The sequence below is a fragment of the Xanthomonas prunicola genome (assembly GCF_025266575.1).
GTDB classification, from domain to species: Bacteria; Pseudomonadota; Gammaproteobacteria; order Xanthomonadales; family Xanthomonadaceae; genus Xanthomonas; species Xanthomonas prunicola.
The window spans coordinates 3,949,197-3,973,646 of sequence record NZ_CP096142.1; the positions used below are offsets into that span (position 1 = coordinate 3,949,197).

The 24,450-nt window shown below is 63.5% G+C and carries 16 protein-coding genes and 1 other RNA gene; 3 read left to right on the forward strand and 14 right to left on the reverse strand.

The window, feature by feature from the left end; all coding sequences use genetic code 11:
• Positions 1-2: 2 nt before the first annotated feature.
• The 7 genes from M0D43_RS16940 to M0D43_RS16970 form a co-directional block, all read right to left on the reverse strand.
• On the reverse strand, positions 3-1,199 hold the full coding sequence (locus M0D43_RS16940) for a type III PLP-dependent enzyme (RefSeq protein WP_252162309.1): 1,197 nt from the start codon (positions 1,197-1,199) through the stop codon (positions 3-5).
• A complete protein-coding gene (locus M0D43_RS16945; RefSeq protein WP_252162310.1) occupies positions 1,196-2,965 on the reverse strand; it encodes an IucA/IucC family protein in 1,770 nt (589 codons plus the stop codon). Before M0D43_RS16945 ends, M0D43_RS16940 begins: the two co-directional genes overlap by 4 nt.
• A complete protein-coding gene (locus M0D43_RS16950) occupies positions 2,943-4,139 on the reverse strand; it encodes an MFS transporter (protein ID WP_252162311.1) in 1,197 nt (398 codons plus the stop codon). Before M0D43_RS16950 ends, M0D43_RS16945 begins: the two co-directional genes overlap by 23 nt.
• The gene (locus M0D43_RS16955) at positions 4,136-5,938 is read right to left on the reverse strand and encodes an IucA/IucC family protein (RefSeq protein ID WP_252162312.1); all 1,803 of its coding nucleotides are present in this window, start codon (positions 5,936-5,938) and stop codon (positions 4,136-4,138) included. Before M0D43_RS16955 ends, M0D43_RS16950 begins: the two co-directional genes overlap by 4 nt.
• Positions 5,935-7,161 carry an ATP-grasp domain-containing protein gene (locus M0D43_RS16960; protein WP_252162313.1) on the reverse strand — a complete coding sequence of 409 codons (1,227 nt, stop codon included), beginning with the start codon at positions 7,159-7,161 and terminating at the stop codon, positions 5,935-5,937. Before M0D43_RS16960 ends, M0D43_RS16955 begins: the two co-directional genes overlap by 4 nt.
• A 237-nt stretch (positions 7,162-7,398) precedes the next feature.
• Positions 7,399-9,540, reverse strand: coding sequence for a TonB-dependent receptor family protein (locus M0D43_RS16965; RefSeq protein WP_252162314.1), 2,142 nt, complete (start codon positions 9,538-9,540; stop codon positions 7,399-7,401).
• Positions 9,541-10,302 (reverse strand): HpcH/HpaI aldolase family protein, encoded by a 762-nt coding sequence (locus M0D43_RS16970; protein ID WP_252162315.1) that lies wholly within the window; start codon positions 10,300-10,302, stop codon positions 9,541-9,543. It abuts the gene before it with no gap.
• Between the two features lie 343 nt (positions 10,303-10,645).
• Here M0D43_RS16970 and M0D43_RS16975 point away from each other — a divergent pair, with 343 nt between their 5' ends.
• Genes M0D43_RS16975 through M0D43_RS16985 form a run of 3 tightly spaced genes read left to right on the forward strand, consistent with a single transcriptional unit; the run spans position 10,646 to position 13,136 of the window.
• Positions 10,646-11,224, forward strand: coding sequence for a hypothetical protein (locus M0D43_RS16975; protein ID WP_260807393.1), 579 nt, complete (start codon positions 10,646-10,648; stop codon positions 11,222-11,224).
• The gene (locus tag M0D43_RS16980; protein ID WP_252162316.1) at positions 11,221-12,537 is read left to right on the forward strand and encodes a Tle-like phospholipase domain-containing protein; all 1,317 of its coding nucleotides are present in this window, start codon (positions 11,221-11,223) and stop codon (positions 12,535-12,537) included. The genes M0D43_RS16975 and M0D43_RS16980 overlap by 4 nt, the downstream gene beginning before the upstream one ends.
• 29 nt (positions 12,538-12,566) lie before the next feature.
• Positions 12,567-13,136 carry a relaxation protein gene (locus tag M0D43_RS16985; protein WP_252162317.1) on the forward strand — a complete coding sequence of 190 codons (570 nt, stop codon included), beginning with the start codon at positions 12,567-12,569 and terminating at the stop codon, positions 13,134-13,136.
• A 128-nt stretch (positions 13,137-13,264) separates the two neighbouring features.
• Here M0D43_RS16985 and ybaL read toward each other — a convergent pair whose 3' ends face one another.
• From ybaL to M0D43_RS17020, 7 genes are all read right to left on the reverse strand, one after another.
• Entirely contained in the window at positions 13,265-14,962 is a 1,698-nt protein-coding gene (ybaL, locus tag M0D43_RS16990) for a YbaL family putative K(+) efflux transporter (protein ID WP_260807394.1), read from the reverse strand.
• Between the two features lie 169 nt (positions 14,963-15,131).
• On the reverse strand, positions 15,132-15,494 hold the full coding sequence (locus tag M0D43_RS16995) for a hypothetical protein (RefSeq protein ID WP_260807395.1): 363 nt from the start codon (positions 15,492-15,494) through the stop codon (positions 15,132-15,134).
• 281 nt (positions 15,495-15,775) lie between these two features.
• Positions 15,776-18,175 (reverse strand): TonB-dependent receptor plug domain-containing protein, encoded by a 2,400-nt coding sequence (locus M0D43_RS17000; protein WP_252162318.1) that lies wholly within the window; start codon positions 18,173-18,175, stop codon positions 15,776-15,778.
• A gap of 344 nt (positions 18,176-18,519) precedes the next feature.
• Positions 18,520-20,907 (reverse strand): TonB-dependent receptor plug domain-containing protein, encoded by a 2,388-nt coding sequence (locus M0D43_RS17005; RefSeq protein ID WP_252162319.1) that lies wholly within the window; start codon positions 20,905-20,907, stop codon positions 18,520-18,522.
• A gap of 273 nt (positions 20,908-21,180) precedes the next feature.
• Positions 21,181-21,606 carry a VOC family protein gene (locus M0D43_RS17010; protein WP_252162320.1) on the reverse strand — a complete coding sequence of 142 codons (426 nt, stop codon included), beginning with the start codon at positions 21,604-21,606 and terminating at the stop codon, positions 21,181-21,183.
• Between the two features lie 90 nt (positions 21,607-21,696).
• A non-coding RNA gene (locus tag M0D43_RS17015) (sX9 sRNA) lies at positions 21,697-21,772 on the reverse strand.
• Positions 21,773-22,059: 287 nt separating this feature from the next.
• Positions 22,060-24,447: a TonB-dependent receptor plug domain-containing protein gene (locus M0D43_RS17020; protein ID WP_252162321.1), complete on the reverse strand. Its 2,388-nt coding sequence runs from the start codon at positions 24,445-24,447 to the stop codon at positions 22,060-22,062.
• Positions 24,448-24,450: the final 3 nt, after the last annotated feature.

The window sequence follows — 24,450 nt, forward strand, 5'->3', positions numbered from 1 at the left end:
TCTTACGTGGTCGCCGGCAAAAACACCATCTGCGGTGCCGGATGCATCAGAAATTGCTGGTGCGAAATATTCCAGGCATACGCGCCGGCCAAAGGGAAGGCCAGGCAGTCGCCAGGTGCCAGTGCGGTGACATGCTGATCGCGTGCCAGCACATCCTTGGGCGTGCATAACTGGCCGACCAAGGTCACTGACGTGTCGCGCAGCACAGGCGCCCGCGCACCACGCAACACGCGGATTGGGTGATCGTGCGCCTGCGCGGCCGGGGTACGGAAGTGATGAGTGCCGCCGCGGGCAATCGCAAACCAGGCGCCGTGACTGCGTTTGAGATCGAGCACTTCCATCAGGTACCAGCCGCAGCTTGCGCTGACGTAACGGCCCGGTTCCAGGCGCAGGCGCAGGTCAGTGCCATGTTCGCGCAGCAAGGCAGGCAGCCCGGCGCAGAAGCCGGCCCAGTCGAACGATGACTCTGGCGCCAGATAGTCCACACCGAATCCACCGCCGGCATTCACCCGCAGTGGGCCCAGTGCATAGGTGTGGCGCCATTGCTGCACGGTGCGCAGGTACGCATCAACCAGATGCAGTTGTGCGGCAGCATCGCGCTGATGCGACATCAAATGAAAGTGGAAGCCTTCCAGGCGTAGCGATGGGCTTGCCCGCAGCCGATGCATTGCTGCATCCAGATCGCTCGGATCCAGACCGAACGGCGAGGGATGCCCGCCCATCATCAAACGCGTGCTCTGCGCACCGGGAACGGCAATATTCATGCGCAGAAATACCGGCACGCAGCGACCGGCCTGCGATGCGATTGCCGCCAGGCGCTCGAGTTCTCTCAGGCTTTCCACATGCACGGTGCAGTCGGGCAGGTCGACCGCCTGGGCGAGCTCGGTATCAAGTTTGCCTGGACCACCGAACAACAACGGTGCCTGTGGTTGCTGTGCGTGTAGCCAGGCCAGTTCGCCACCGGATGCAGCTTCGAAGCCATCCACATGCGTTGCCAGCGTGCGCAGGATCGGCGGCTCTGCATTGGCCTTGGCGGCATAGAACAACTCACACTGCGGGGGCAGCTGCGCACGCATCCAGGCCGCGTGTGCGTCCAATGCCGGCAGGTCGTAGACGTACGCGCAGATCGGCCCATCGCAGCGTTCGCGCACTTGCGGCAAGGCCGCAAGTGCCGCAGCGGTGTCGATGCGTAGACTCATGCCGCCACCTGCCGCGCCGTCGTGACGCGAGGAATGGGATTGGGCAGCGCGGTGTAGTCGGATTGGCGGTCCGCGCGCTGCCACAAGCGCGTGCCCAGATTGTTCTTGCCGGGCAGTGGTGCGCCGTCGATCAGACCCTGCAGCGCGGCTTGCGCGCCATGGCGTTGCTGCCAACGTGCGGCAATCTCGCCGACGCATTGCCATAGCCATGCCTCCAGTGCGGCATCACCTTCGGTGAGGTGAAAGATTGCTTCGGCCAGGTTGTTGACCAGTGCGCAATACGCAACCCGGTTCCAGCCTTGTTCGGGGGTGTAGTACAGCGATTGCCGAGCGCGCTCACTCACGCCATGCAGGCATGCAGCCGGCCAGTGATGGGCGAGCAGCTTGGTGCCTTCCAGGTCGCGGATCCACACGCGGGTCGGCCAGCCGTCGGCGAACCCGATCACCGTATTCTGCAGATGCGGTTCCAGCGCGATGCCATGCTGGAACAGTGCACTCCACACGCCATCCAGCAGTAGATCGGCATAGGCGCGGAACCATCGCACTGTGGCTGCGTGGCGATCCGCGCGTGCATTGCTCAGCGCTTGCACGCGTGCGGCGCACACGCTATTGCCCTGCGCATCGCAGGTGAACAAGGCCGCAGCCACCTGCGGTTGCCAACGGGCACGTTGCACGGCAGGAATGGTTTGTCGATACAGAATGCCGAAGCCCTCCGACAAGACGCGCGCCGCTAGCGGATCGGCATCGTGCAATGCGGGGTCGACCTGCGCGACCTCCAGCGAGGTGGCCGCCGGCTCCAGCATCACATCGAAGCCCGGCACCTGGGCCGCCAAAGCACGCCAGCTCGGCGCCAACAGCTCGGTGAGCGCAACTGCGCTTTCCAGCTCGTACCAGGCGTTCTTGCGCACGCAGTTGGTGAGCCGCACATGCACCGAACACTTGAGGAAATACTCCAGCTCCGGGTGATACAGCGTGCGTACCGACGAGGTCGGCCGCACTGCATCGCCTAACGGGCCGACCGGCGTGATCAGGCCGCGCGCCTGCAAGGTGCGCAGCAATGGGTCGTCAAGCAGACGCTCCGCTTCCCAGGGATGGCAGGGGTAGAGATCGTCGCTGCCGCTTAGCTGCTTCAGGCTCGCACGCACATCGCGCCCATGCGTGCGCAAGAGGCGCGGGTGGATGCGGAACCAAAACAGCTGGAACGATGCACGTGCTTCCGGCGCGCAGGCCAGCACCTGATCCAGATCCACGCCTTCGCGGCTCTTCGGCGTCGGGTGCAATGCGTGCCCCCAGAGCATCGATTGTTCGGCGTCAATCATCGCCTCGCCAGTGGCGGCGGTGGCTTGCGCCTGCCGCAATAACGCAGCGGTGACTGCCACGCTGTTGCCACTTTGCGCAAGCAGTTCCGGGTTGACTGTCTGCGTGCTTCCCAATGTCTGCAACAGGCAGCGCGCCAAGGCATCCGCATCCAGGCTATGCCACGGCTTGCCGGCGCTCTTGAGAAACGGCGTGGAGGTGAAGCGGCAGCGGCCCAGGCGATCGGCGTAAGCAATGCGTACGCACAGTGCACCGGTCTGGCCCAGGTCGATGCGCAGCCAGCGGTGTTCGGCGACGCGCAGGCCGGGGCGATCCAGCCCGCGATAGTTGAAGTCCACTGCGCGCTGCGGAATCGCAAACTCGCGCAGGTAGCAGTTCAACCAGCAGCTGCAGGCGTGCGCGTCGGCCATGCTGTCGGACCAGGGATCATGCATCGTGTGCGGCGACATCGGCAGTTCTCCTCGAAGGGAAGCGCACCAGAACGGTGAGCGCAGCAGCGGCCGCAGCCAGTGCGGCAGCCAGGAAAGGGGTTGCGGGGCCGGACGCCTGCGCCAAGGCACCGGCAGCGGCACCGGCCAATACACCAGCCCATTTGCCGCATGCATCGAAGCGACCGAACAAGCGCCCGGCGCCGTTCGCGCTGGCAACGGCTGCCAAGCTGCGGTTGAGCCCACGCAGCCCGAACAACATGCCGAAGCCAAACAACAGCCGCGCGGCCGCCAACGCGACCGCATCGTGCAACAGCGCCTGCCACACGCAGGCTGCGGCGAACAACGCCAGGCCTGGCACCAGCCATGCCTGGCCATCGCCGCGTCGCCACCAGGGCAGCACCACCAGATAGACCAGGTGCGGCAGGCTGTAGAGCAGACCGGCGAGCGCATCGTGGCCGGCGCCGCGCGCGAGGGCGTACGGGATGAAATACGGGAATGTCACCACCATCGCAAAGCAGAACAAAAACTGCGCGAGTAGCAAGGCAGGCCAAAGCGGCGCTGTGATCGTTCGAGGTGATGCGGACGATGAGGCTGCATGCGTCGAAGCCGTCGAAGGTTTGCCGGCAGGTTGTGCTCGCGCAGCAGGCTGATCGGCCGGCAGTCGCCAGGTCAACGCAAACGCAATCAACGGCAGCAGCGCCAGTGCGCGATACAGCGATTGCGCCGGGCCCAACGCCAGGGCAAGGCCCAGCAACGCAGGCGCGCTCACCATGGCCAGGCGCGCCGAATACTGGGTCCAGTCCAGCGCACGCGCCAACGGGCCGGCCTGCGGCTGGCTGGCCAGATACGCATTGGCCGCCGCCAGCGAGCCGCCGCAGGTGCCTTGCACGATCAGGCCGATCACCAGCCAGGTCAGCGACGGCGCGAAGCCGGCAATCGCAAAGCCTAGCGCCAGCCCGAGTTGCGCGCGCAGCAACGAGCGCTTGCGTCCATAGCGGTCTGCCAAGTGCCCCCAGGTGCTCGCTGTCAACGCGGTGCAGAGCGTGGGCAGCACATACAGCACGCCGCTCCAGCCAATCGCGGCCGCTGGCGCAAGTTCGGCCAGGACCTGTGGCAGAAACAGCGGCATGCCCAATGCAGTGAATGCCGCGAGATAGTGCGCAGCCAACACCGGGCCCAGAATGCGCCTCATCGCTGCGCGCCCGCTTGCTTGCGCGGCAGTTGTTGCGTATCAACGAACGCATCTCCGAATGGATTGGGCGCGCTATCGCCGTAGAACTTGTTGATGTCGGCGGCGCCGGTGAGTTGCTTGCTGAGCAGGCTGCCGGCACTGAGCAGGTACTTCACCGGCAGCCTTGGCGCGGCCAACAGGCGGCGCGCGGGATCGGTATCGATACCGTGGCCCTCCAGTTGCGCCAGCGTCGCAGCGAACTGCGACAGCAGCTGCGCATATAGCGGTGCGCGCAGCGCGGGCTGCCATTCGGCCAGGCCCTCCAGCACTGCCTGCAGGTCCAGCTGCAGCACGATGGTGCAGAACATCTGTGCCAATGCCTGTGCATCGTCCACCGCAATTCGCCCATCCTGCAGCGGGCCCAATGCATCCACGTCCGGCAACGCTGCACGCAATTGCGGCATCGCAATCCGCGCAGCGTCGTTGTCCTTCATCAACAGGCGCGTGGCTTGGCCATCGGCATAGACCAGCACGCTGTTCTGCTGATTGGCTTCCAGCGCGATGCCGTAACGCAGCCACAGGCGCAGATGCACGGCAAGCATGAGTTCGGTGTAATCGCGCCACCAATGCAGTACATCGCCATGCGCAAAACGCTCGGCCAGATGGATCGCCATCGGGCGGCCATCTGGCATCAGCGCACACAGTGCAGCCACCGGCACCAGCGTGGCATCGTCATGTGCCGGGTAACGCCGTATGAGATAGGCCAGATGCCGGGTTTGCCCGACATGTCCGCCGTGCGATTCGTCGACGAACACACAACGGCCTTGCAGCGCAGGATCAAGCGCATCGATGCGTCGCAATGCGCGCTCCAGCCAGTGGCCGTCGTAGAGCGTGGAGGGCTTGATCAGACGCAGGTTGAGGGCGCCGAGCGTGCGCATCGGGATGGGGAGCTTGAGATGGAGGTGCGGATGTTGCAGAGGCACCAGCGTGCGCACCGACAGCGTCGGGCGCACCTCCAGCCAGGGCTGCGGTGCTCGCAGTACACCTTCAGGCAACGCGAAGCCTGCCTGCTCCAATCGCTCCCACACCAATGGATGTACCGGCCAGGCGATGTGCGTGGCAGCCAGCTCGGGCGACAGGCCCAGGCTTGCGAAGTCCGGCCAAAGCTCGGCCGGCGGGGTGCTGGTGCACTGCGCCAGTGCTTGCGGAATCGCCAGCCACCGCAGCGCAAAGGTTGGCGCAAATTCCGGAGCGTAGTGGCGCAGTTCGGCTGCATCCAGCCCGGCTTTGGCGCGTGCAGTGGGGTAGAACGGATGGTCGCGGTAGCTGGCCAGCTGGTCGCAGCGGTATGCGCGCTCGGCGGCATCGGGGTGCTGCAGCGCATTGCGTAATGCCTGTGCCTGGGCGTGGTAGGCCTGCTGCGCAAGCCCGCGATGCGACGCAGCGCAGTCGGCTTCTTCTGCGTAGGCCCGATGCAGCTGTTGCGTTTCGGCATCGAGTTCGGCGCTCATGCGTTGCAGCCACGCCTGCGCGCCACGTTCGACATGCATGTCGTCGGCGTTCTGCACAATCCAGCTGTCGCCGCGGGCGCTGATGTCCTGCAGCACACCCTGACGATGGATCGGCAGCCACACCGTGCCGCCGGGCAAGTGTGCGATGCGCCACCAGCCTTCTACCGGGCTGGGATCGGTCCAGGCCGCCAGCACGCTACCGTCCGGCGTTGCGCCACTGCCGCGGCTGACAATCCCGCGCAGGTCTTCGCGCAGGCAGGCATCGATGATACGGGTGGCGATGTAGCGTTGGTCTGCCGCGCTGCTCATGCGCGCAGTCCCGCGGGGTCGATGTGCCATTGCAGACCGGCTTCGGCCTGCACTACGGCCTGTTGCAGCGCCTGCGCATCGCTGGACAGTGCGCTCAGCACGCCCAGGTAATCCTTGTTGGAATGGCTCAGGCGAATGCGCTCGCCCGGTGCGCGCATGCGCCGGTACTGCACGTCGCTGTGCACGTCTTGATGGCGACGGTCTTCGCTGGCGGTGATTAATTCACCGTCATGCTCGGCCACGTAGTAACGCAACAATGCATGCGCACGCGTGCTGCGCAGTGCCGGCAACGGCAGTCCCAGGTGTGGTGCCAGCGCCGCGGTGAACCATTGTCTGGAAAATAGTTCGTCGAGCAGGAATTCGCGGCGGTCGCCGATGCTGCGGTAATTGATCTCCACCAGCACCGGACCGTCGCTGGTGAGAATGAATTCGCTATGGCATAGCCCAAAACCGACACCGAAGGCGTGCAGTTGTTGGAGTGCCTGCGCGATCACCGGCGTGTCCACATCGGCATCCCATTGCGCTTCGCATTCGACGAAGTGGGGCGGCGGCGACAAGCGCACCTTGAAGCCGCCGATGGCCTGCAGGCTGTTGCCGTCGCCGAGGGTTTCCAGCGTAAACAGCGCGCCCTCCAGCATGCTTTCCAGCAACACGGTGCGCTGCGGGTGACGCTGCCATACATCGTCCAGATAGGCCTGCAATTGCGCAGCATCGGCGCAGTGGCGCACATCCAGACTCGCGACGCCTTCCCGCGGTTTGGCCACCACCGGCCATGGCATCTGCGCCGGCAACGCGACGCCCGGCGCCAGCGTGCAGAACCACGGGCAGGGTAGGCCATGCGCACGCAAGCGTTGGCGCATCGCCGCTTTGTTCTTTGCGGCGTAACACACCTGCCAGTCCTTGCCCGGCAGGCCGAGCGCTGCAGCCACCAGCGCAGTGCTGGTCTGCAGATGGTCGCTATTGCTGAACAGGCCGCGCGGCGCGATGTCGGCATCGTGCAGCACGTCCAGCACCCCGAGTGGGTTGAATACATCGCATTCGATCACCCGCTGCGGTGCATGCATGGGGTGCTCGCGGAAATAGGTCAGGTGATCGAGCCGGTGGTCGGTCAGCAACCACACCGGCAGACCCAGCGCGTGCGCGGCCGGCAGAAAACCTTCGGTGATGGCGGGATGGCAGACATGGGTGAGGATCACCAACGGTGCAGCGGATGTCGCAGTCATGGCAGCTCTCGTTCAACAGGACGGTGGAAAACCGGTACTGAAACGGGCTGCCTGGCGCCATGGTGGCGTTGGGTGGCCTGCGATACGTTGATCGCATGCCGCGTGCTGCGGCAATGATGCGTGCTTCATGCACGCCGTGTTGTGTGTGACGGTCGCCAGCGCAACCGCCGTTGCTCCCAGGCGCGACCAACGCGCCTATGCGTTGGTCGTGTGCAGCGTTTACTCGCTGATGCAGACTCAGAACGTGTATTCCAGCCCGGCGGTGACGGTGCGTGGCGGTGCGGCTTGACGCCCCCACGGGCTGGTATCAACGCCGCGGAACCAATAGTGCCGGTCGAACAGATTATTGATCGCCAACGATGCACTGAATTTTTGTCCATCGCGTTCGAACAGGGTATGGCTCACCTGCGTGTTCCACACCATGTAGGCCGGTAACTGGCCCACCGAGGCGATGGCATTCTCTTGCACGGTGTTTGCTGCGTCGCTGAAGGCCTTGCTGAAGTAATAGCCGGAAAGCGCGACAGTGGTGTGACCGAGCGCGTAGGTGCCGCCCAGCGTGATCTGGTTGCGCGAGGTGTAGGGCACGCGGAAGCCGCGAAATGCGCCCGATTCCTGGCTTGCATCCAGATACGCATAGCTGGCGTTGAGGGTGAGCGCACGCAGTTGCTCCGGGCTCCATTGGAGTTCCAGCTCGGCACCCTGGTGGCGGGTCTTGCCGAGATTGCGGAACACGCGCGTGGTGTTGTCCAGCTGAATCTGCTGATCGAAATCGATGAGGTATCCGCCCAATTGGATACGTGTGCGCGCATTGGGCTGATAGCGCGTGCCGGCTTCGTAATTCCATGCCAGTTCGGCATCCAGGTTGTTGCCGAAAATGATCTGGGTAACCTGCGGCGCGCGCATGGAGCGCTGCCCGTCGGCGTAGAAGAACCACTGTTCGTTGGCCTGGAAGCCCAGCGTCAGCCCCGGCAAGACATCGCGGGTCTGGTTGAGCGTGCTGACGCCGGTGGCGCGGTTGAAATAGCGCGAATTCAGGCGCTCGTAACGCAGGCCCGGTGTAATCGTCACGCGGTCGTCGGGCAGGGTGATGGCGTTGCTGACGTATGCGGCCAACGCGCGGTCTTCGAACTGCCAGTCGCGCACGGTGGTGAACAGCCCGTCGCGCAGACGCAGATTGCCGACCAGAAAATCGATGTCCTCGCGCACTGCGCGCACACCTGCGGTCCACTGCTGCCGCACTCGGCCGGCATCGCCCATGGTCCAGCTCAAACGCGGCTCACTCCCGACCACGCGGAAGTCGCGTGGTGCGGTCTGACGCAGTTGCGGCGCCAGGTCCGAGCGCCAGGTTTCGGTGGAGGCCTGACGCATGCCGACGATGAAATTACGACTGCTGTGTGCACTGAAGTTGGTCCAATCCAGCCGCACGTCCTGCATCGGGCCCCAGTCGCCCAGCAACTGCTCATAGCTCAGCGACGCACGCGTGTTACGGCCATTGAAGCTATCCAGCGGACGCGTGGACTGGCGCGGGTCGCGCCGGTAATCATCCGGACTGAGCGCGCCGGCCAGATCCATGTCGACCAGATAGCGTTGCACGCTGGCCTTGAGCAACGTGGTGTCGTCCAGCCACCACTCGGCACGCACGCGCAGATTGCTGATGTCGGTATCGCTATGGGCGCGCCAATACTCGCCATACGTGCGATTGGCATCGACCTGCATTCCGACATTGTCGGTGAGGTATCCGCCGCTGCTGAGCGCACTGTCCTGCAGGAACTGGCCCTGGCCGCCGGCGGTCACCTTGTGCGCGAGCGTGGTGCTCCACTCGCTGGGGATCTCCTTGCTCACCAGGTTGATCACCCCGCCCACGTTGTTCGGACCGTACTGCACGGCCGCGCCGCCGCGCACGATGTCGATGCGGTCGATCTGATTCAGCCCGACAGGAAACAACGACAGGCTGGTTTGCCCATATGGCGCCAACGCCAGCGGAATGCCGTCTTCCAGCACCTGCACGCGGCCGCTGCGGCTTTCGTACAGGCCGCGCAGCATGATCTGCGGCAACGCGCCGGTGCCGGTTTCGTCGAAGATCTTGATGCCGGGCACGCGTTGCAACGCATCGTCCAGCGAACGGTTGCCGCCATTGCGCAACTGCTCGCGATCAATGACCTGGCGGCTGCCGGCATAACGCTGCACATCGTCGGGTTTGGAGCGTCCGAGCAGGCTGCCTTGCACCTGGATTGTGTCCAGCGCACGGATCGGCGTGCCGCCATCGGGGGCATCAACGGCATCGGTCGCCGACGTGTCGGTTGCGCACGCCAGCTGCGGCAGGGTCAGCGTGATCGCTGCGACGGCGATGGCTAGGGCGTGGAAACGGAACGTCGACATCTACGGCGTGCTCCTGCAGGCGGGTGGTGAAGGAGGGACGGCAACACTGGCCAGATGGCCACGCAATGCGCGTTGAATCAGTGCCCGGTCTTCGCCGGCCAGCAGCCAGCGCAGATCCGGTTGTTGCAGCCAGTGCGCGCGTTGCGCATCGGTGCGTGGATTGGGGCAGAACGGCACATCGGCGGCGCGGCAGTGCGCGTGCAGTTGCAGCAGCGACTCCCACACCTGCGCATGGGTGGGCTGCGGGCCCAGGCCGAGGTCCAACGCCAGGTCCAGCGCACCTTCCATCACCAGAGCCACGCCAGGCACAGCGAGAATCTCGGGGAGTGCAGCAACGCCGGCAGCGCTTTCGATCATTGGCACGATGCGGATGTCGCGATTGGCCCGGGCGATGTAGCTGGGCAGATCGACGCTGCCGAAGCCGGTGACGCGGCCACCGGTGATCCCGCGCCGACCGAGCGGCGGGAAGCGCGCCGCGGCGACGGCGCGCGCGATCTGCTGCGCCGATTCGGCACGCGGCACCACGATGCCGCGTGCGCCGGCATCCAGCACCCGGCCAATCAGCTTGTCGTCCACCTCCGGCACCCGCACCCACGCCTCGCAGGCAGACAGCTCACAGGCGCGGATCGCGTGTTCCAGCGCGTCCGGCGCGCGCAGCACGTGCTCCAGGTCGAGCACCACGAATCCATAGCCAATGCGGCCCAGCAGCTCGCACAGCTGCACGCTTGGCAATGCATTGAGGATGCCGACTGCAACCGCCATGGAAGAGGCCGCCAGGGAAATGGGCGCTCATTCTGCGCTTAATGGGAATGATTATCAAGTGTGTCTGGCGGTCTTTTGGGGTGACCCTGCGGCGTGATTCCGCTGGGTTAGCTTGGAGCCTGTAGACAGTCATCCCACACGCCCGGAGCCTTGCCGCGCACTTTGGAATTGTTCAAGAGCACTTGTCTTACGCCGAACCCAATGTTGTTGCTGCCCAGGAAACGCCGTAGCCTTGAGCAAACAAGGCGTTTATCGGCCAACCACTATGTACCGCACTTCAGCCGCGTTGTTATACCTCTCCCTGGCGACTTCGCTGTGCGCGTGCGGAGCAAAGGAGACCACGATGCAATCCAGGGACGCGCAGGCGCGCGACGACGGCGACGACCCCATCTATAGGAAGAACCCGCATCCGACGCAAGCCTATCGGATCACGATGACGATTGAGAATGCGCCGGGGCCGTTCGGGGCTGTGTCAGCTAAAGCGTTCTACGACATGAAGAATCGTGATCAGTGCGCGCCGTTCGATGCTTCATTGGGGATGTCTACAAAGCCAAAAGAACACGCGATACCTGTTGCTTTTAAGAAGATCAATAATACGGTTTTCACGGCGATGATTTATATGGATGGCATGGTCGATGCTGACTACTACGGCAATGGAGTCTGCCACTGGGAATTTGGAGGTTTCGGTGTTTCCCTGAAGGCGACAGGTGTCAGGGCGGAAACAGCTTTCGCGCCTAGTCTAGAAAAAAAATACTTTGATGAAATTAAGCAAAAAACAACATTTTTTTGGTCAGGTGGGTATCCCAGGAGTAAGTTGGAAGACTATGTCGATTTTGGCGAAGAGTCTGCTGACAAATACGCAGAGCCAAATCGAAGTAACTTATTTCGTGTAAATCTCAAGGCGGAAAGGGCGGTCCCATGAGTCTCACTAGCCAGCAGTATGCCGCACTGACCCGCGATGGCTACGACAAACCTGAAGATACCGGAGAGCGAAGCGCTGTTGTAAATATCGGCGGTCTACCTGTCCGACGTTTGCAATACGTGGACAAGCCGTCAGGCTACCAAGGCGTCATCTACGAAAGAGCCGATACCAGGGAAATAGTGGTTGTCCACCGAGGAAGCGAGTTCGATCGCCAGCCGTTACTGGACGGTGCACTGGCCGACGGTGGGATGGTCGCGACTCGCCACAATGCGCAGATATCAGACGCCATCGCGCTTACACAGAAAGCCTTGAAATATGCAGAGCAGAAGCATCTCAGTACCGGCCTACCAATGCCCGATGTGACGGTTGCAGGCCACTCGCTTGGTGGCAATTTGGCACAAGTTACCGCGCATCACTTCGGCCTTAAGGGGCAGACCTTCGACGCATACGGCGCGGTCAGTCTGGATCGGCGGATACCGGAAGGCGGCAGCGATGTGATCAATCACGTCATGGCCGGCGATGCAGTCAGCGCCGCAAGCCGTCATTACGGCCAAGTCAAGGTCTATGCCACACCGCAGGAAATTGCTGTCCTAAGGGCCGCGGACTACGCCAACGACCGCAGTGCGTTGGACGCGCGTGATCCGCTTTCGGCGGCTGTCAGGTTGGGTGAATCGCATCGCATGCATAACTTCCTGCCAGTCGATGGGGCCGGCAAAGCGGATACCTCCGTATTGGAAGACCCTTCAACACAGCAGCTCGCTCGGCAGTACGCGCCGATGATCGAGAAGTATCGCGGCGACATAGAGACGCTACGTTCCGGCTTGACGGTGTATTCGCGCGGAATCCCTGGGATGGCACGTGATGGTGTCGATCATCTTCGCGGCACGTTGGAGCCGGGAACAGGGCGTCGGGAGATGGATACACCGACCTGGCGACAGCAGATGCAGCAATTCCAGCACGACCGAGAGCGTAGCCACGTACCACAGGCGTGGCAGGTGCCGCTCAAGGGAGATGTGCAGGGCGCGCCCGCGATAGCGTCGACCCACAGGAGCAGCGCGCCTACGCTGCATGACGATCCTGGTGCTTTTTTGGACCGCATGCTCGCTGCCGCAAAAAGCGGTGATCGTGATCAGTTCCGTCAGATGACACAGACACTGGCCAATGAGCCGTCCGGCCGCGCGTTGCGCGCCGACGCAATCGAAGTGGTGAACCAGCAGGAACAGCAAGCAGCCCAACAAACGATGCATGCGCAGCGGCGGCAGGCCGATCTACAACAGCAGGAAACCATGCGTGTCGGGGCGCGTAGCCTCTAGTCTTCACTTTTAGCACAGCAGGAAGCACGATGAATGCGCAAGAAGTGATAACACTGGTCAGCAACGCTGCTGCGCTTATGGAACAGTTCGAGCGTCGATGCAATGAACTGGAAAAACAACAGCAGCGCCTCATCCAGCAGCTTGAGCAGGTTACTCAATCGCTCCCCGTTGTGGCGAGCCGTTCGGCCGAACAGATGTTGCAGCGTGTGCCTGACACATTGGTTCGAAGCATCCAGCAGGGAATTGACCAGCCCGTAACCGGCTTCGAGAAAAGGCTGCAGCAGGCTGGCAGCTTGATCGGCGAAGGCGCGCAATCATTGTCCGATCAGCTTAAGCGCATCGAGCGCGGGCAGCGCCTGCTGCTGTGGAAGGGCGCCGCGGTTGTCCTGGGAGGCCTACTGCTGTTGTTCGGCGGCGGTGGGTGGTTGTTGACCCAGTATCGTCAGGAGATACGTGACAATCAGTTGCGGGCCGAGTTGCTGCGCGCCTACAACGGCGCCGACGTCATGCTCTGCGGCGAGCGCTTATGCGCGAACGTGGACACCAAGGGCGCTGCTTACGGCGATCGTCGTCAGTATCGACCGGTCAAGCCACGCTGATGTTGATAGCAACTGTCGTGTGTCCTAATGACGGCCTCGTGGCGATGTCATCCGCTGAAGCGAATTCACAATGAACTCATTGCGCCATGTGCGTCCGTATTGGCGCTGAGCCGTGGGGCGAGCAACTGTCACGACGCCGGCACGTTCAACGCGCGGTACGGCGGGGTGGACATCACCATCTCGGCCAACGAGTAGGCCAGTTCGCGTTCGGCCAACACCGCGCCGTCGGCACCATGGTCGAGCAGATGCTTCACTTCTGCGTCGCTGTGCGCACGTGCCAGCAACGTCAGAGAGGGATTGATCGCGCGCAGCTTGGCCAGCGCTTCGCCGGCTTCCAGCGGCTGCGGAATGGCCAGGATCGCGATCTTGGCGTGCTCCGGGCGCGCCTCCGCCAGTACGCGGTCGGCCGCGGCGCTACCTCGGATGCCGGGAATACCGGCGGCATGCGCCTTGGCCACGTGGTCGCCGTTGTCATCGATCACCAACACCGGCACGCCGCGGCTGCGCAGTAACTGCGCCAGCGAACTGCCCACGCGGCCGTAGCCGATCACGATCGCGTGCCCGTCCGCCGGCAGCGGCGGGCCGGGGGGCAGTTCCGGCTCTACGGCGGCAGGGGCGTCCTGGGCCTGCTTGGCCTGCCAGCGGTCCAGCCACGAGAACAGGAACGGGTTGGCCACGATCGACAGCAGCGCGCCGGCAAGGATCAGATCGCGCCCGGTCTCGGGCAGGATCGCCAACTGCACGCCCAACCCGGCCAGGATGAAAGAGAACTCGCCGATCTGCGCCAGGCTGGTGGAGATGGTCAGCGCGGTGCCGGTGGGGTGGCCGAACGCGCGCACGATCAGGAACGCCGCCAGCGACTTGCCCACGGTGATGGTCAGGAAGGTCGCCAGCACCTGCCACGGGTGCGCGACAAGAATCATCGGGTCGAACAACATGCCGACCGAGACGAAGAACAGCACCGCGAACGCGTCGCGCAGCGGCAGCGAATCGCTGGCGGCCTTGTGGCTGAGTTCCGATTCCTTGAGCAGCATACCGGCGAAGAAGGCGCCCAGCGCGAAGGACACCCCAAACAACGTGGCCGAGACGAATGCCACGCCCAGCGCGATGCCGAGCACGGCCAGGGTGAATAGTTCGCGCGAGCCGGTGGCCGCCACTTTTTCCAGCGACCACGGAATCACGCGTCGGCCGATGACCAGCATCGCCGCGACAAACGCCACCATCTTGAGCAAGGTCACACCGAGCGCGGCCAGCAGCGACGGCGATTGCGCGTCGTGCGCTGTCGCTGGCGTGCCGGTACCGAGCACATCCGCCAGTGCCGGCAACAACACCAACGCCAGCACCATCACCAGGTCTTCGACGATCAGCCAGCCCACTGCGATGCGGCCACGCTGGGTGTCCAGCAAACGGCGCTCTTCCAGGGCGCGCAACAGCACCACGGTACTGGCCACCGACAGCGCCAGGCCGAACACCAACCCGTGAATCAGCGACCAGCCCATGCTCCACGCCAGCGCCCAGCCGAGCAGGGTGGCCACCACGATCTGCGCCAGTGCACCGGGCACCGCGATCCACTTCACTTCCATCAAATCGTCGAGCGAGAAATGCAGGCCCACCCCGAACATCAGCAACATCACGCCCAGCTCGGACAGCTGGTTGGCGATCGTTTGGTCGGCCACGAAGCCTGGCGTAAACGGCCCCACGCACACGCCGGCCAGCAGATAGCCGACCAGCGGCGAGAGCTTCACCTTCTGCGCGAGCGTGCCAAGGATGAAGGCGACCGCGAGGCCGACGGCGATGATGTCGATGAGGCTGGTGTCGTGATGCATTCCAATCCGTTGTGAGAGTGTCCGGGAGAGCGTCGAGGTCGACCCAGCCAACGGCACTGCGCCGGGCATCGCCTGCGGGCATTGCGTGGTGATGGCTGGTGTCCGGCGAGGGGAACAGGACCGCACAACAGGTCCGGTTGGCCGGACGCCCATAGTACACAGCGCATGATTAACGCGATGCGACATGCGGCGCATGCGCGCGCAGGAACGTGGATGTGTGCCGGGTGTGGCGTGCGTCTGCGGTGTCGACCGGCGTGCTTGAAGTGCCGGGCATTTGAGCAGCGTGAGTGCTGTGCAACAGCTCCTGCAGTGCATCGTAAAGAACATGCCGAGTATCGCGTTTGCCGATGCCGATGCCGATGCCGCTTTGCGTCTGCGCAGAAGGTGTGCGTGACGGCGTCTTACAGTGCGGCTCCACCAGCAGTTGACGATGCTGCGTTCTTCGACAGGCCGCGCCTGCCACGCATGTTGGCGAGGCACGATGGGTCAGGCCATGTTTTTCCGCGACGTCGTAACGCTGCAGTTTCGGCAACGATCCAATCCCTACCAACGCGTCTGCACGAACTCGTGTGCCTTGCTAGCGTCCTGGTGGCGTTGCGCTGGTCGAATGGCCTGCACCGCGCCGCCCGCAGCAGTCGGTGCACGCGCAACGGCATGCAGGCCCAAAACAAAACAGGCATCACCGAGGATCGGTGATGCCTGTTGCTGTCTGCGTTGAGCGCAACCGCGATGAACGCAGATGTCTGGAAAGGTTAAAGCCTATCGTGCGGTGGTGATGCATGCCGCGCATCGCCTTCCAAGGTTGCGAACTCCTCAGAAGCGATAGGTCACGCGGCCGTACCAGTAGCGACCGTTGAAGCCGAACGGCGACAACGAGGAATACTGCAGACCGCTGGCACGGTCGTCATACCCGGTGGTCAACTGCGCCTTGGTCGGATACTGGTTGGTGACATTGTCGGCACCCACGGTGAAGGTCAGCGCCTGCCAGGTGTAGTTGGCGGCCAGATTGAGGATCCAGCGTGCCGAATAGGTCTGGTCCTGGCTGCCGTCGGCCGGGTCCGCAATGCGCTTGATCGCGCCATAGCGGGTGGCATTGCCGTTGAGCGAGAAGCCGCCCAAGGTCCAGTCCGCTGCCAGCATGTACTTGGTGCGCGGCGTGGACTCGGTCAACAAGCCCTGGCTGGCGCGTCCGAAGTTCGGATTGGACAGCTCCAGGATCTTGGTCTTGTTGTAGTTGGCGCTGGCGCTCAGGTTGAGGCTGCCGCCAGCGCCCAGATCGGCCAGATAGCTGTTGACCCAGTCGACGCCGCGGGTGCGGCTGGTGGCGCCGTTGACGAAGAATTGCACGGCGCCGACCTGACCGATCGGCTGTGCGAGCTGGATCTGGTCCGAATACAAGATCTGGTCCCAGATGCGGATCTGGTACACGTCCAGGGTCGAGGTGAAGTTGACGATCGGCTGCCAGACGCTGCCAATTCCGTAGTTGGTGGACTTTTCCGGACTCAGTGGACGGGCGCCCAACTGCACGGCGATCGGGTCGGAGGTGCGGTAGGTGCCGACCTGGATCAACTGGCCGTCTTGCGGCAAGGTCACCACCGAGGCGTAGTTCTGCTGCGCCAGCGACGGCGCACGAAACCCGTTGGAGACCGTTGCACGCATGGAAAACGTATCGGTGAAGGCATAGCGCGCCGACAGCTTGCCCGAGCGGGTGGAACCGGCATCGCTGTAGTTCTCGTAACGCCCGGCGATGCCGCCGGACAGCTTGTCGGTCAGATCCGCTTCCAGCGCTGCGTAGGCCGCGTTGCTGTGGCGGCCGAACTTGCCGGCCACCGAGGGCTCCAGGCCGGAGAACACCTGTGCACCGCCGGGGTACGGGCTTCCGGTCTCCGGGTTGATGGTGTTGGGATCGAAGAAATACGAGGCCGGCGAGCCGGCGACGATCTCGTAGCGGTCCTGGCGGTGCTCGGCGCCGAAGGCCAGATTGACCGGATACGCCAGGCCCCAATCGAAGGACTTGCTGAAGTCGGCGTTGAGCGTGCCTTGCTCGGTTTCGAAGCCGCCGGAATTGAAGTTCGTCGGCGAGTTGCCAGTGCTCCAGTACAGATTGCTGTTGATGCTGTTGAGGATGTTGAAGGTCATGTCGTTCTTGCCGTAGGTGGCCGACACGTCCCAATGCCAGTCGCTTGCAGTGGTGCCCTTGACGCCGAGCACCGCCGAGCGGTCATTGATCGGGTTGTAGATCTGCGGCAGGAAGCCGTTGGGATACACCGCCTGCACATTGCGGTCGCTGTTGTCGTAGGCACGGTAGTAGCCGTTGGAGGTGACTTCGCGGCGGCTGACGCTCAGATGGCCATACAGTTGGACGTTGGGTGTGAAGTCGTAGCCGAACGCGGCCAGGCCTTGGTAGAACCTCGCATCCGGATCGCCATGACGCTGGTAGGGTACGCCACTGGGATTGGCTGCGCCGGCAAGCGTGGTGGCGCGGTTGGTGTTCTCGCTGCGATTGGTGTCCATCGAATTCTGGTAATTCCAGGACAGCCGCACCCAGCCAGGCGCGGTATCGCCGCTGGTGGTACCGAACGGCAGACCGATCGAGCCGTCGATGCCATTCTGCGCGCCGTCGCCCTTGTCCATGATGCCGCCATTGACCGAGATGCTGTTGCTGCCGGTACCAGCGCCGTGCTTGAGCACGATGTTGACCACACCGGCAATCGCATCGGAGCCGTATTGCGCCGATGCACCATCGCGCAGCACTTCGATGCGGGCGATCGCCGACATCGGCAGCGAGTTGAGGTCGGCCGGTGCCGAACCGCGACCGACATAGGGGTTGTAATTCACCAGCGAGGAGGTGTGGTAACGCTTGCCGTCGACCAGCACCAGCACGTTGTCTGGCGACAGCCCGCGCAGCGTGGCGGGACGGGCGGCGTCGTTGCCGTCGGCGATGGCCGGGCGTGGGAAGTTCAGCGACGGTAACAACTTACCGAGCGCAGTGGCAACGTCGGTGGCGCCGGTGGCCTGCAACGACTCCTCGGAGATGATGTCGATCGGCGATTCGGATTCGGCCACGGTACGGTCGCTCACACGTGTACCGGTAACGATCAGGGTATCCAGGGTTTTCTCAGGCTGTGTCGATTGCGACTGCGCACTGGCAGCGAAAGAACAGACGGTGAGTGCGACTGAAATCGCCAGCGAGAGTGCGTTGGAGGTGTGCATGGGAATGAAGGCTCAAAGGGGATGATGGACGTAGCGACGAAGTGCCGTGGTGCCGGGGGGAATGCAACTGCGTACGTGTAATCGGTCATGCCTGCGCGCCGCATGCTTCCGGCGTGCGGAGAGCAGTGCGGGCGAAGATCGCAGCAATCGGCAACGCGCGGTGTGGCGCCTTGCGCACTTTGCTGTGCGCATCCTTGCTGAAGCGGTGTAGCGTGCAGCGAAGCGTCTGACCTGGTCACCCTTCCGTATGCGAGGGTGACCAGGGACGGTGACTGTCGGCGACACGTCAAACGTGCAGTGCCGCGCGACTCAAGCGCCGGTCGTTGCCGACCAGCGCTTGGGAGTTACCACTTGTAATTCACGTTTGCATAGACCAGCGCACCGTTGAAACCGAACGGCGAGGCGCTGCTGTAGGGCAGGTAGGTCCGCGTACCCAAACCCGCTTGCTGGCGGTCCGGATATTCGTTGAGCACGTTGTCGCCACCAACGGTGAAGTTCCACGCGCCCAGCTTGTAGGAGGCGGACAGATCCAGCGTCCACTTGGCCGCGTAGGTCTGGTCGCTACCAGCGTTGGTGCCGAAGGTGCTGAACTCGCCCCAGCGCGTTGCGGTCCCGGTGAACGACCAGTTGCCCGGCGACCAGGTGCCGCCCAGGAAGAATTTGTCGCGTGGCGTGCCTTCGGTGATACGACCGAGTTCGGCACGGCCGATGCGTACCGCAGTCGGGTCGATCGCCATCAGCGCGGCCGGGTTGTCGGCGATGCGTTCCACTTCGGTCTTGTTGTAGTTGTAGCCGGAGGTGAGCTCGGCGCTGCCACCCTCCAGATTCCAGCGATAGGTGCCGACTGCATCCACGCCCTGCGTCTTGGTGTCCACCGCATTGGTGAAGTAACGCCCGCCGCCGATGCCCGGGAAGCCGTTGGCCTGTAGATAGTTACGTGCCGCCGTCGAGGTGAGGTTCTCCGACAGCACAATGCGGTCGTCGATATCGATGCGGTAGGCGTCGACGGTGATGTACAGGTTTTCCACCGGCTGCAACACCACGCCCAAGCCGTAATTCTTGGACTCTTCGGCCTTGAGCGGCTCGGCGCCCAGCGCGATTGCGGCCGGGTTATCGGTGCGGAAGGTGCCGATCTCGAAGGGAGTCGCGGTCACGGTGCCATTGGGCTGGGCCACGTTGAGGAACTGGGTGGCGATCGACTGGAAGTTCTGCTGCTGCAGCGACGGCGCGCGGAAACCGGTGGAGGCGGTGGCACGCAGCGCGATCTTGTCGGTGAACGCGTAGCGCAGCGACAGCTTGCCGGTGGCGGTGTCGCCGAAGTCGCTGTACTTCTCGTAGCGCCCGGCCAGACCGGCGGAGAACTTCTCGGTCAGATCCGCTTCCAGATCGACGTAGGCCGAATGGCTGTTGCGGTTGTAGTAACCGGAATCGGAGAGCTTGAAGCCCGGAAACACCTGCGCGCCGGGAATCAACGATCCGTTGGCGGAGGGAATGCCACCGTTGGCCGACGATGCCGCATCGCCCGGCGACTCATTGAACTTCTCGCCGCGCCATTCGGCACCGAAAGCCAGCGTGACCGGATACGCCAGTCCCCAATCCAGCGTCTTGGTGAAATCGGCATTGAGCACGTTCTGGGTCACTTCCAGCGTACCGGCATGGAAGTCGGTCGGACTGGTCACGCCCAGGCTGTTATTCAAACTGTTGCGCACATCGAAGGTGAGATTGTTCTGGCCGTAGTTGTAGCTCAGATCGATGTTCAAGCCGCCTTCGGTGGAGGTCTTCAAACCACCCACCCACGAGACGTCCTTGCTGACGTTGTAGATCTGCGGCAGGAAGCCGTCCGGATAAATCTCCGGGCGGTTGCGGTTATCACCGGCAAAACGGAAATAGCCGTTGGACAACACCTCGCGCCGGCTGACCATGCCGAACGAATAGAAGGTGAGGTAATCGGTGGGGCTGTATTCGCCGTTGAACGAGATCGCGCCCTGGTCGATCTCCGGATCGCCGTAACGCTGCTCCACACGGCCCTGGTAGGGCAAGGCGCGGTTGGTCTGATCCGAGTGCCCGGCCTGTGCAGCCAGATGCACCTTGCCGGTGCCGGCGAAGCTGAAGCCGGCATCGCCGGACAACTGATATTGCTCGCCGTCGCCAGCGCTGTACTTGCCGTAGCGGCCATTGATGCTGCCGCCTTCGCCGCTGCCCTTGAGCACGATGTTGATCACGCCGGCAATCGCATCCGAGCCGTATTGCGCGGATGCACCATCGCGCAGCACTTCGATGCGCTCCACCGCCGCGATCGGAATGGTGTTGAGATCGGCCGGCGACGAACCACGGCCCTGGGTGTCGTTGAGGTTGATCAGCGCGGTGCTGTGATAGCGCTTGCCGTTGACCAGTACCAGTACCTGATCGGGCGACAGGCCGCGTAGCTGTGCCGGACGCACGGCGTCCGAGCCGTCGGAGATGGCCGGGCGCGGGAAATTGAGCGAGGGAATCGCGCGTGAGAGCGCGGTCGCCAATTCGGTGGTGCCGGTCGATTCCAGCGCCTGTGGCGAGATGATGTCGATCGGCGATGCCGATTCGGCGACCGTGCGATCGGCCACGCGCGTGCCGGTCACGATCAGGGTGTCCAGTGTTTTCTGGGTCGGCGCCTGCGACTGTGCAGAGGCGGTGGAAGCGGAAAACGACAGTGCAAGAACAACGGCAACTGCGAGTGGACTGGTCTTGCAATTCATGCGGTGACAACTCCGAGTGGGGAACGGATGCAGCGCAGGGGCGCCCTCCCAGGCCGCGTTCATCGCGGCAGCTGCGTTGCGTTCTCAACCATTAACCACGTGTAATCACATGTCAAATTTTGGTTACGTTGCGCAAGCAACTGTCATCGCAGGTGTGCTGGTGGCAACGTTGTCATCGCGCACCAAAGTGATGCGTTGCTTGCACCAGACCCGATAGCGCAAGGGCTGGCTTGCACCATGTTGGACATCAATACTAGTTATGAAACTTCTGCATCAGAACGTGATCTGCACCGCATCTGCACTGCGTTGCGCAACACCATGGAAGACCGCTTCGATATTGTTGCCGTCCGGATCGAGCACGAACGCAGCGTAGTAGTGCGGGTGATACGGCCGCAGGCCGGGGGCCCCATTGTCGCGACCACCATGGGCGAGCGCAGCCTGATGAACGGCATGCACCATCGCCACATCGCGTGCTTGAAATGCCAGATGATGGCGGCCGGTCAGTACACCTTGCGCCACCGTGTTGCGGTCGGAGACAAACAGTTCGTCGGCCCAGAAGAAGCCCTCGCCCTCACCGCCCAGCGGAATGCCAAGAACGTCCAGTACGGCTTTGTAGAAGCGTCGGCTGGCCGGCAGGTCCTGTACCACCAGATGCAGATGGTCGATCAAGCGTCCGCGCGACAGCTGCGATGTTTCCATGGTGCGTGCTCCGGCAATGACAGGAGCGCTGTTGATACCACCGGGGCTGACCTCAGTTCTTCACTTCGCAGCGATGCGGTGCGTAAGCGCGGCGACCAAAACCTCGCGCGCAGTCGTCGGGTGCGTGCGGACGGCGCACAAGAACCACGGTGTACGCGTGGTTCTTGCCGCACCGAGCACCGGCCGCGTCCGCCTGGTGGCTGGGCAGTTGTGTCGTTTGCCGCTCTGAAGGCTGTAGGCAACGCGGGCCAATACGCGCACGCCCCGGACTGGCCGGGGCGTGTGGTCGAACATCGATGTTGAAGATGCATTGCGACATGCCATGCATGTGCAGTGACGGTGCATCCCCGATCACGGCGAATGCTGCGGATGTCTCATGCTGATCGCGAGATGGCCAATCGCGTTGCCCGACGCACGATCACAAGGACGACATCCTCTGCTCAAGCGCAGCGTTTACCAGCGGTAGTTGATGCGCCCGTACACATACGCACCATTGAAGCCGAACGGCGACAGATTGCTGTATGGAAATTGCCCGCTGGTGGAGTTGGCGAAGTTGTTTTCGTCCGGGTATTCGTCCAGCACATTGTCTGCACCCAGCGTCAGCGTCCAGCGGTCCAGCTTGTAGCTGGCCGAGGCATCCACCACCCACTTGGCGCCGAAGGTCTGGTCGTTGCTCGCATCGGCCGGGCGGGTGCTGAACTTGCCATAGCGCGTCCCACCCAGAGCCAACGTCCAGTGCTGCAGATTCCAGCTGCCGTTGATCAGGAACTTGTCGCGCGGGAAGCCTTCTTCGATGCGGCCACGTTCGGTGCGGTCGATGCGTTCCAGGCTCAGTCCGTTGGCCGACAATGCAGCCGGATTGGCGGCGACGCTGCGCACTTCGGTTTCCGAATAGTTGTAGCCGGCAGTCAGGTCCACGCTGCTGGCGGCAAGCTGCCAGCGGTAGCTGCCCACCACGTCCACGCCGCGCGTGCGCGTGTCCACCGCATTGGTGAAGTAACGCCCGCCGTTGATGCCGAAGATGCCCTGGGATTCCAGCAGGTTACGCACGCCGGTGCCGGTGAGGTTGGATGACAGCACGATGCGGTCGTCCACATCGATCTGGTACGCATCCACGGTGAGGTAGAGCGCATCGGTCGGCTGCAATACCAAGCCCAAGCTGTACGACAGCGAGGTTTCTGCATCCAGCGGCTCGGCGCCGAGTGCACGCGCCACGGTGCTGTCGGCGGGGAAGGTGCGAATCTCGAACGGGTTCGGATTGCCGGCCAGGAAGGTGGTGCTGGTGGACTGGAAATATTGCTGGGCCAACGACGGCGCGCGGAAGCCCGAGGCCACCGTGCCGCGCACCGCGATCTTGTCGGTGAACGCATAGCGCGCGGACAGCTTGCCCGAAGCCTGGCTGCCGAAATCGCTGTAGTCCTCGTAACGCCCGGCCAGACCGGCAGAAAACTTGTCTGTGAAGTCGGCTTCCAGATCTGCATACAGCGCGTAGCTGTCACGCGAGTACTGGCCGGACACACTGGGGGCGAAGCCGCCGAACCCCTGCGCGCCACCAGCCAGCGTGCCGCTCTGGAAATACGAGCCCACTTCGCCCGGCGACTGGTTCCACTTTTCATTGCGGTATTCCGCGCCGAAGGCCACCGTGACCGGATACGCCAAGCCCCAGTCGAAGCCGCGCTTGACGTCCAGGTTGACGATGTTCTGCGTGGTCTCCAGCGCGCCGTCGTAGAACGACGTCGGCGAGGTCGGGCCCAGGCTGACGTTGAGCGTGTTGCGGGTGTGGAAATCGATCCGGTTGTCGCCGTAGTTGTAGCTGGCATCCCAGTCCCAGCCGCTGGCGGTGGAGCCGCGCACGCCGGCGACCAGCGATCGATCCTTGGCGTAGCTCTGGATCTCCGGCAAAAAGCCCTGCGGGTAGATCGACAGGATATTCTGCGTGGTACTGCCCGGGGCGCGGAAGAACGCGAACGAGGTGATGTCGCGGTTACTCGCGGTGGCGAACGCGTAGCCGGTGATGCCGTCGCTGAACTGGTATTCGGTATTGAGCGAGGCCGCCTGCGCATTGACCTCCGGGTCGCCGATCTTGAATGCCTTCTGGCCCACGGCCGGCTGCGAGACGCTGGGCGCGCCGGCATAGCCGCGCGCACGGTCGGTGGGATCTTGCTGATTGAGCTGGGCGGCCACATGCAGCCAGCCGCGGTCGCCGCCGTAGGCCACCCCGGTGTCGCCGGAGAGCTCGTAGTTGTTGCCGTCGCCAGCCGAATACTGGCCGAACCCGGCTTGCAGGCTGCCACCCTTTTCTGCGCCCTTGAGCACGATGTTGACCACACCGGCGATGGCGTCCGAGCCGTACTGCGCGGACGCGCCGTCGCGCAGCACTTCCACCCGGGCGATCGCGGCGACCGGGATGGTGTTCAGATCCACCGCAGCCGAGCCCCGACCAATTGTGCCGTTGAGGTTGAGCAGCGAGGAGGTGTGGCGGCGCTTGCCGTTGACCAGTACCAGCACCTGATCCGGCGACAGGCCACGCAGCTGTGCGGGGCGGATCGCGCTGGTGCCGTCGCTCAATGCCGGGCGCGGGAAGTTCAGCGACGGCAGTGCGCGTGCCAGCGCGGTGGCCAGCTCCGGGGTGCCGGTGGCCTGCAGCGACTCGGCGCTGATGATGTCGATCGGCGACTGTGATTCGGCCACCGTGCGGTCGGATACGCGGGTGCCGGTGACGATGACGGTATCCAGCGTGTTGGCCGGGGCGGTCGCTGGCGCGTCGGTCTGGGCGAGGGCGGGGGAGGCAAGCAGTGCAGCGACCACTGCGGTCGCAAGCGCGGAAAGGGGGGTATTCATGAC

Bases quoted from the DNA above. Each gene is read 5' to 3' on its own strand.
- M0D43_RS16940 (WP_252162309.1), bottom strand. From the start codon at position 1,199: ATGAGTCTACGCATCGACACCGCTGCGGCACTTGCGGCCTTGCCGCAA.
- M0D43_RS16980 (WP_252162316.1), top strand. From the start codon at position 11,221: ATGAGTCTCACTAGCCAGCAGTATGCCGCACTGACCCGCGATGGCTAC.
- M0D43_RS17020 (WP_252162321.1), bottom strand. From the start codon at position 24,447: ATGAATACCCCCCTTTCCGCGCTTGCGACCGCAGTGGTCGCTGCACTG.
- M0D43_RS16985 (WP_252162317.1), top strand. From the start codon at position 12,567: ATGAATGCGCAAGAAGTGATAACACTGGTCAGCAACGCTGCTGCGCTT.
- M0D43_RS16950 (WP_252162311.1), bottom strand. From the start codon at position 4,139: ATGAGGCGCATTCTGGGCCCGGTGTTGGCTGCGCACTATCTCGCGGCA.
- M0D43_RS17005 (WP_252162319.1), bottom strand. From the start codon at position 20,907: ATGAATTGCAAGACCAGTCCACTCGCAGTTGCCGTTGTTCTTGCACTG.
- M0D43_RS16960 (WP_252162313.1), bottom strand. From the start codon at position 7,161: ATGACTGCGACATCCGCTGCACCGTTGGTGATCCTCACCCATGTCTGC.
- M0D43_RS16955 (WP_252162312.1), bottom strand. From the start codon at position 5,938: ATGAGCAGCGCGGCAGACCAACGCTACATCGCCACCCGTATCATCGAT.
- M0D43_RS16975 (WP_260807393.1), top strand. From the start codon at position 10,646: ATGCAATCCAGGGACGCGCAGGCGCGCGACGACGGCGACGACCCCATC.
- M0D43_RS16970 (WP_252162315.1), bottom strand. From the start codon at position 10,302: ATGGCGGTTGCAGTCGGCATCCTCAATGCATTGCCAAGCGTGCAGCTG.
- M0D43_RS16965 (WP_252162314.1), bottom strand. From the start codon at position 9,540: ATGTCGACGTTCCGTTTCCACGCCCTAGCCATCGCCGTCGCAGCGATC.
- M0D43_RS16945 (WP_252162310.1), bottom strand. From the start codon at position 2,965: ATGTCGCCGCACACGATGCATGATCCCTGGTCCGACAGCATGGCCGAC.
- M0D43_RS17000 (WP_252162318.1), bottom strand. From the start codon at position 18,175: ATGCACACCTCCAACGCACTCTCGCTGGCGATTTCAGTCGCACTCACC.
- ybaL (WP_260807394.1), bottom strand. From the start codon at position 14,962: ATGCATCACGACACCAGCCTCATCGACATCATCGCCGTCGGCCTCGCG.
- M0D43_RS17010 (WP_252162320.1), bottom strand. From the start codon at position 21,606: ATGGAAACATCGCAGCTGTCGCGCGGACGCTTGATCGACCATCTGCAT.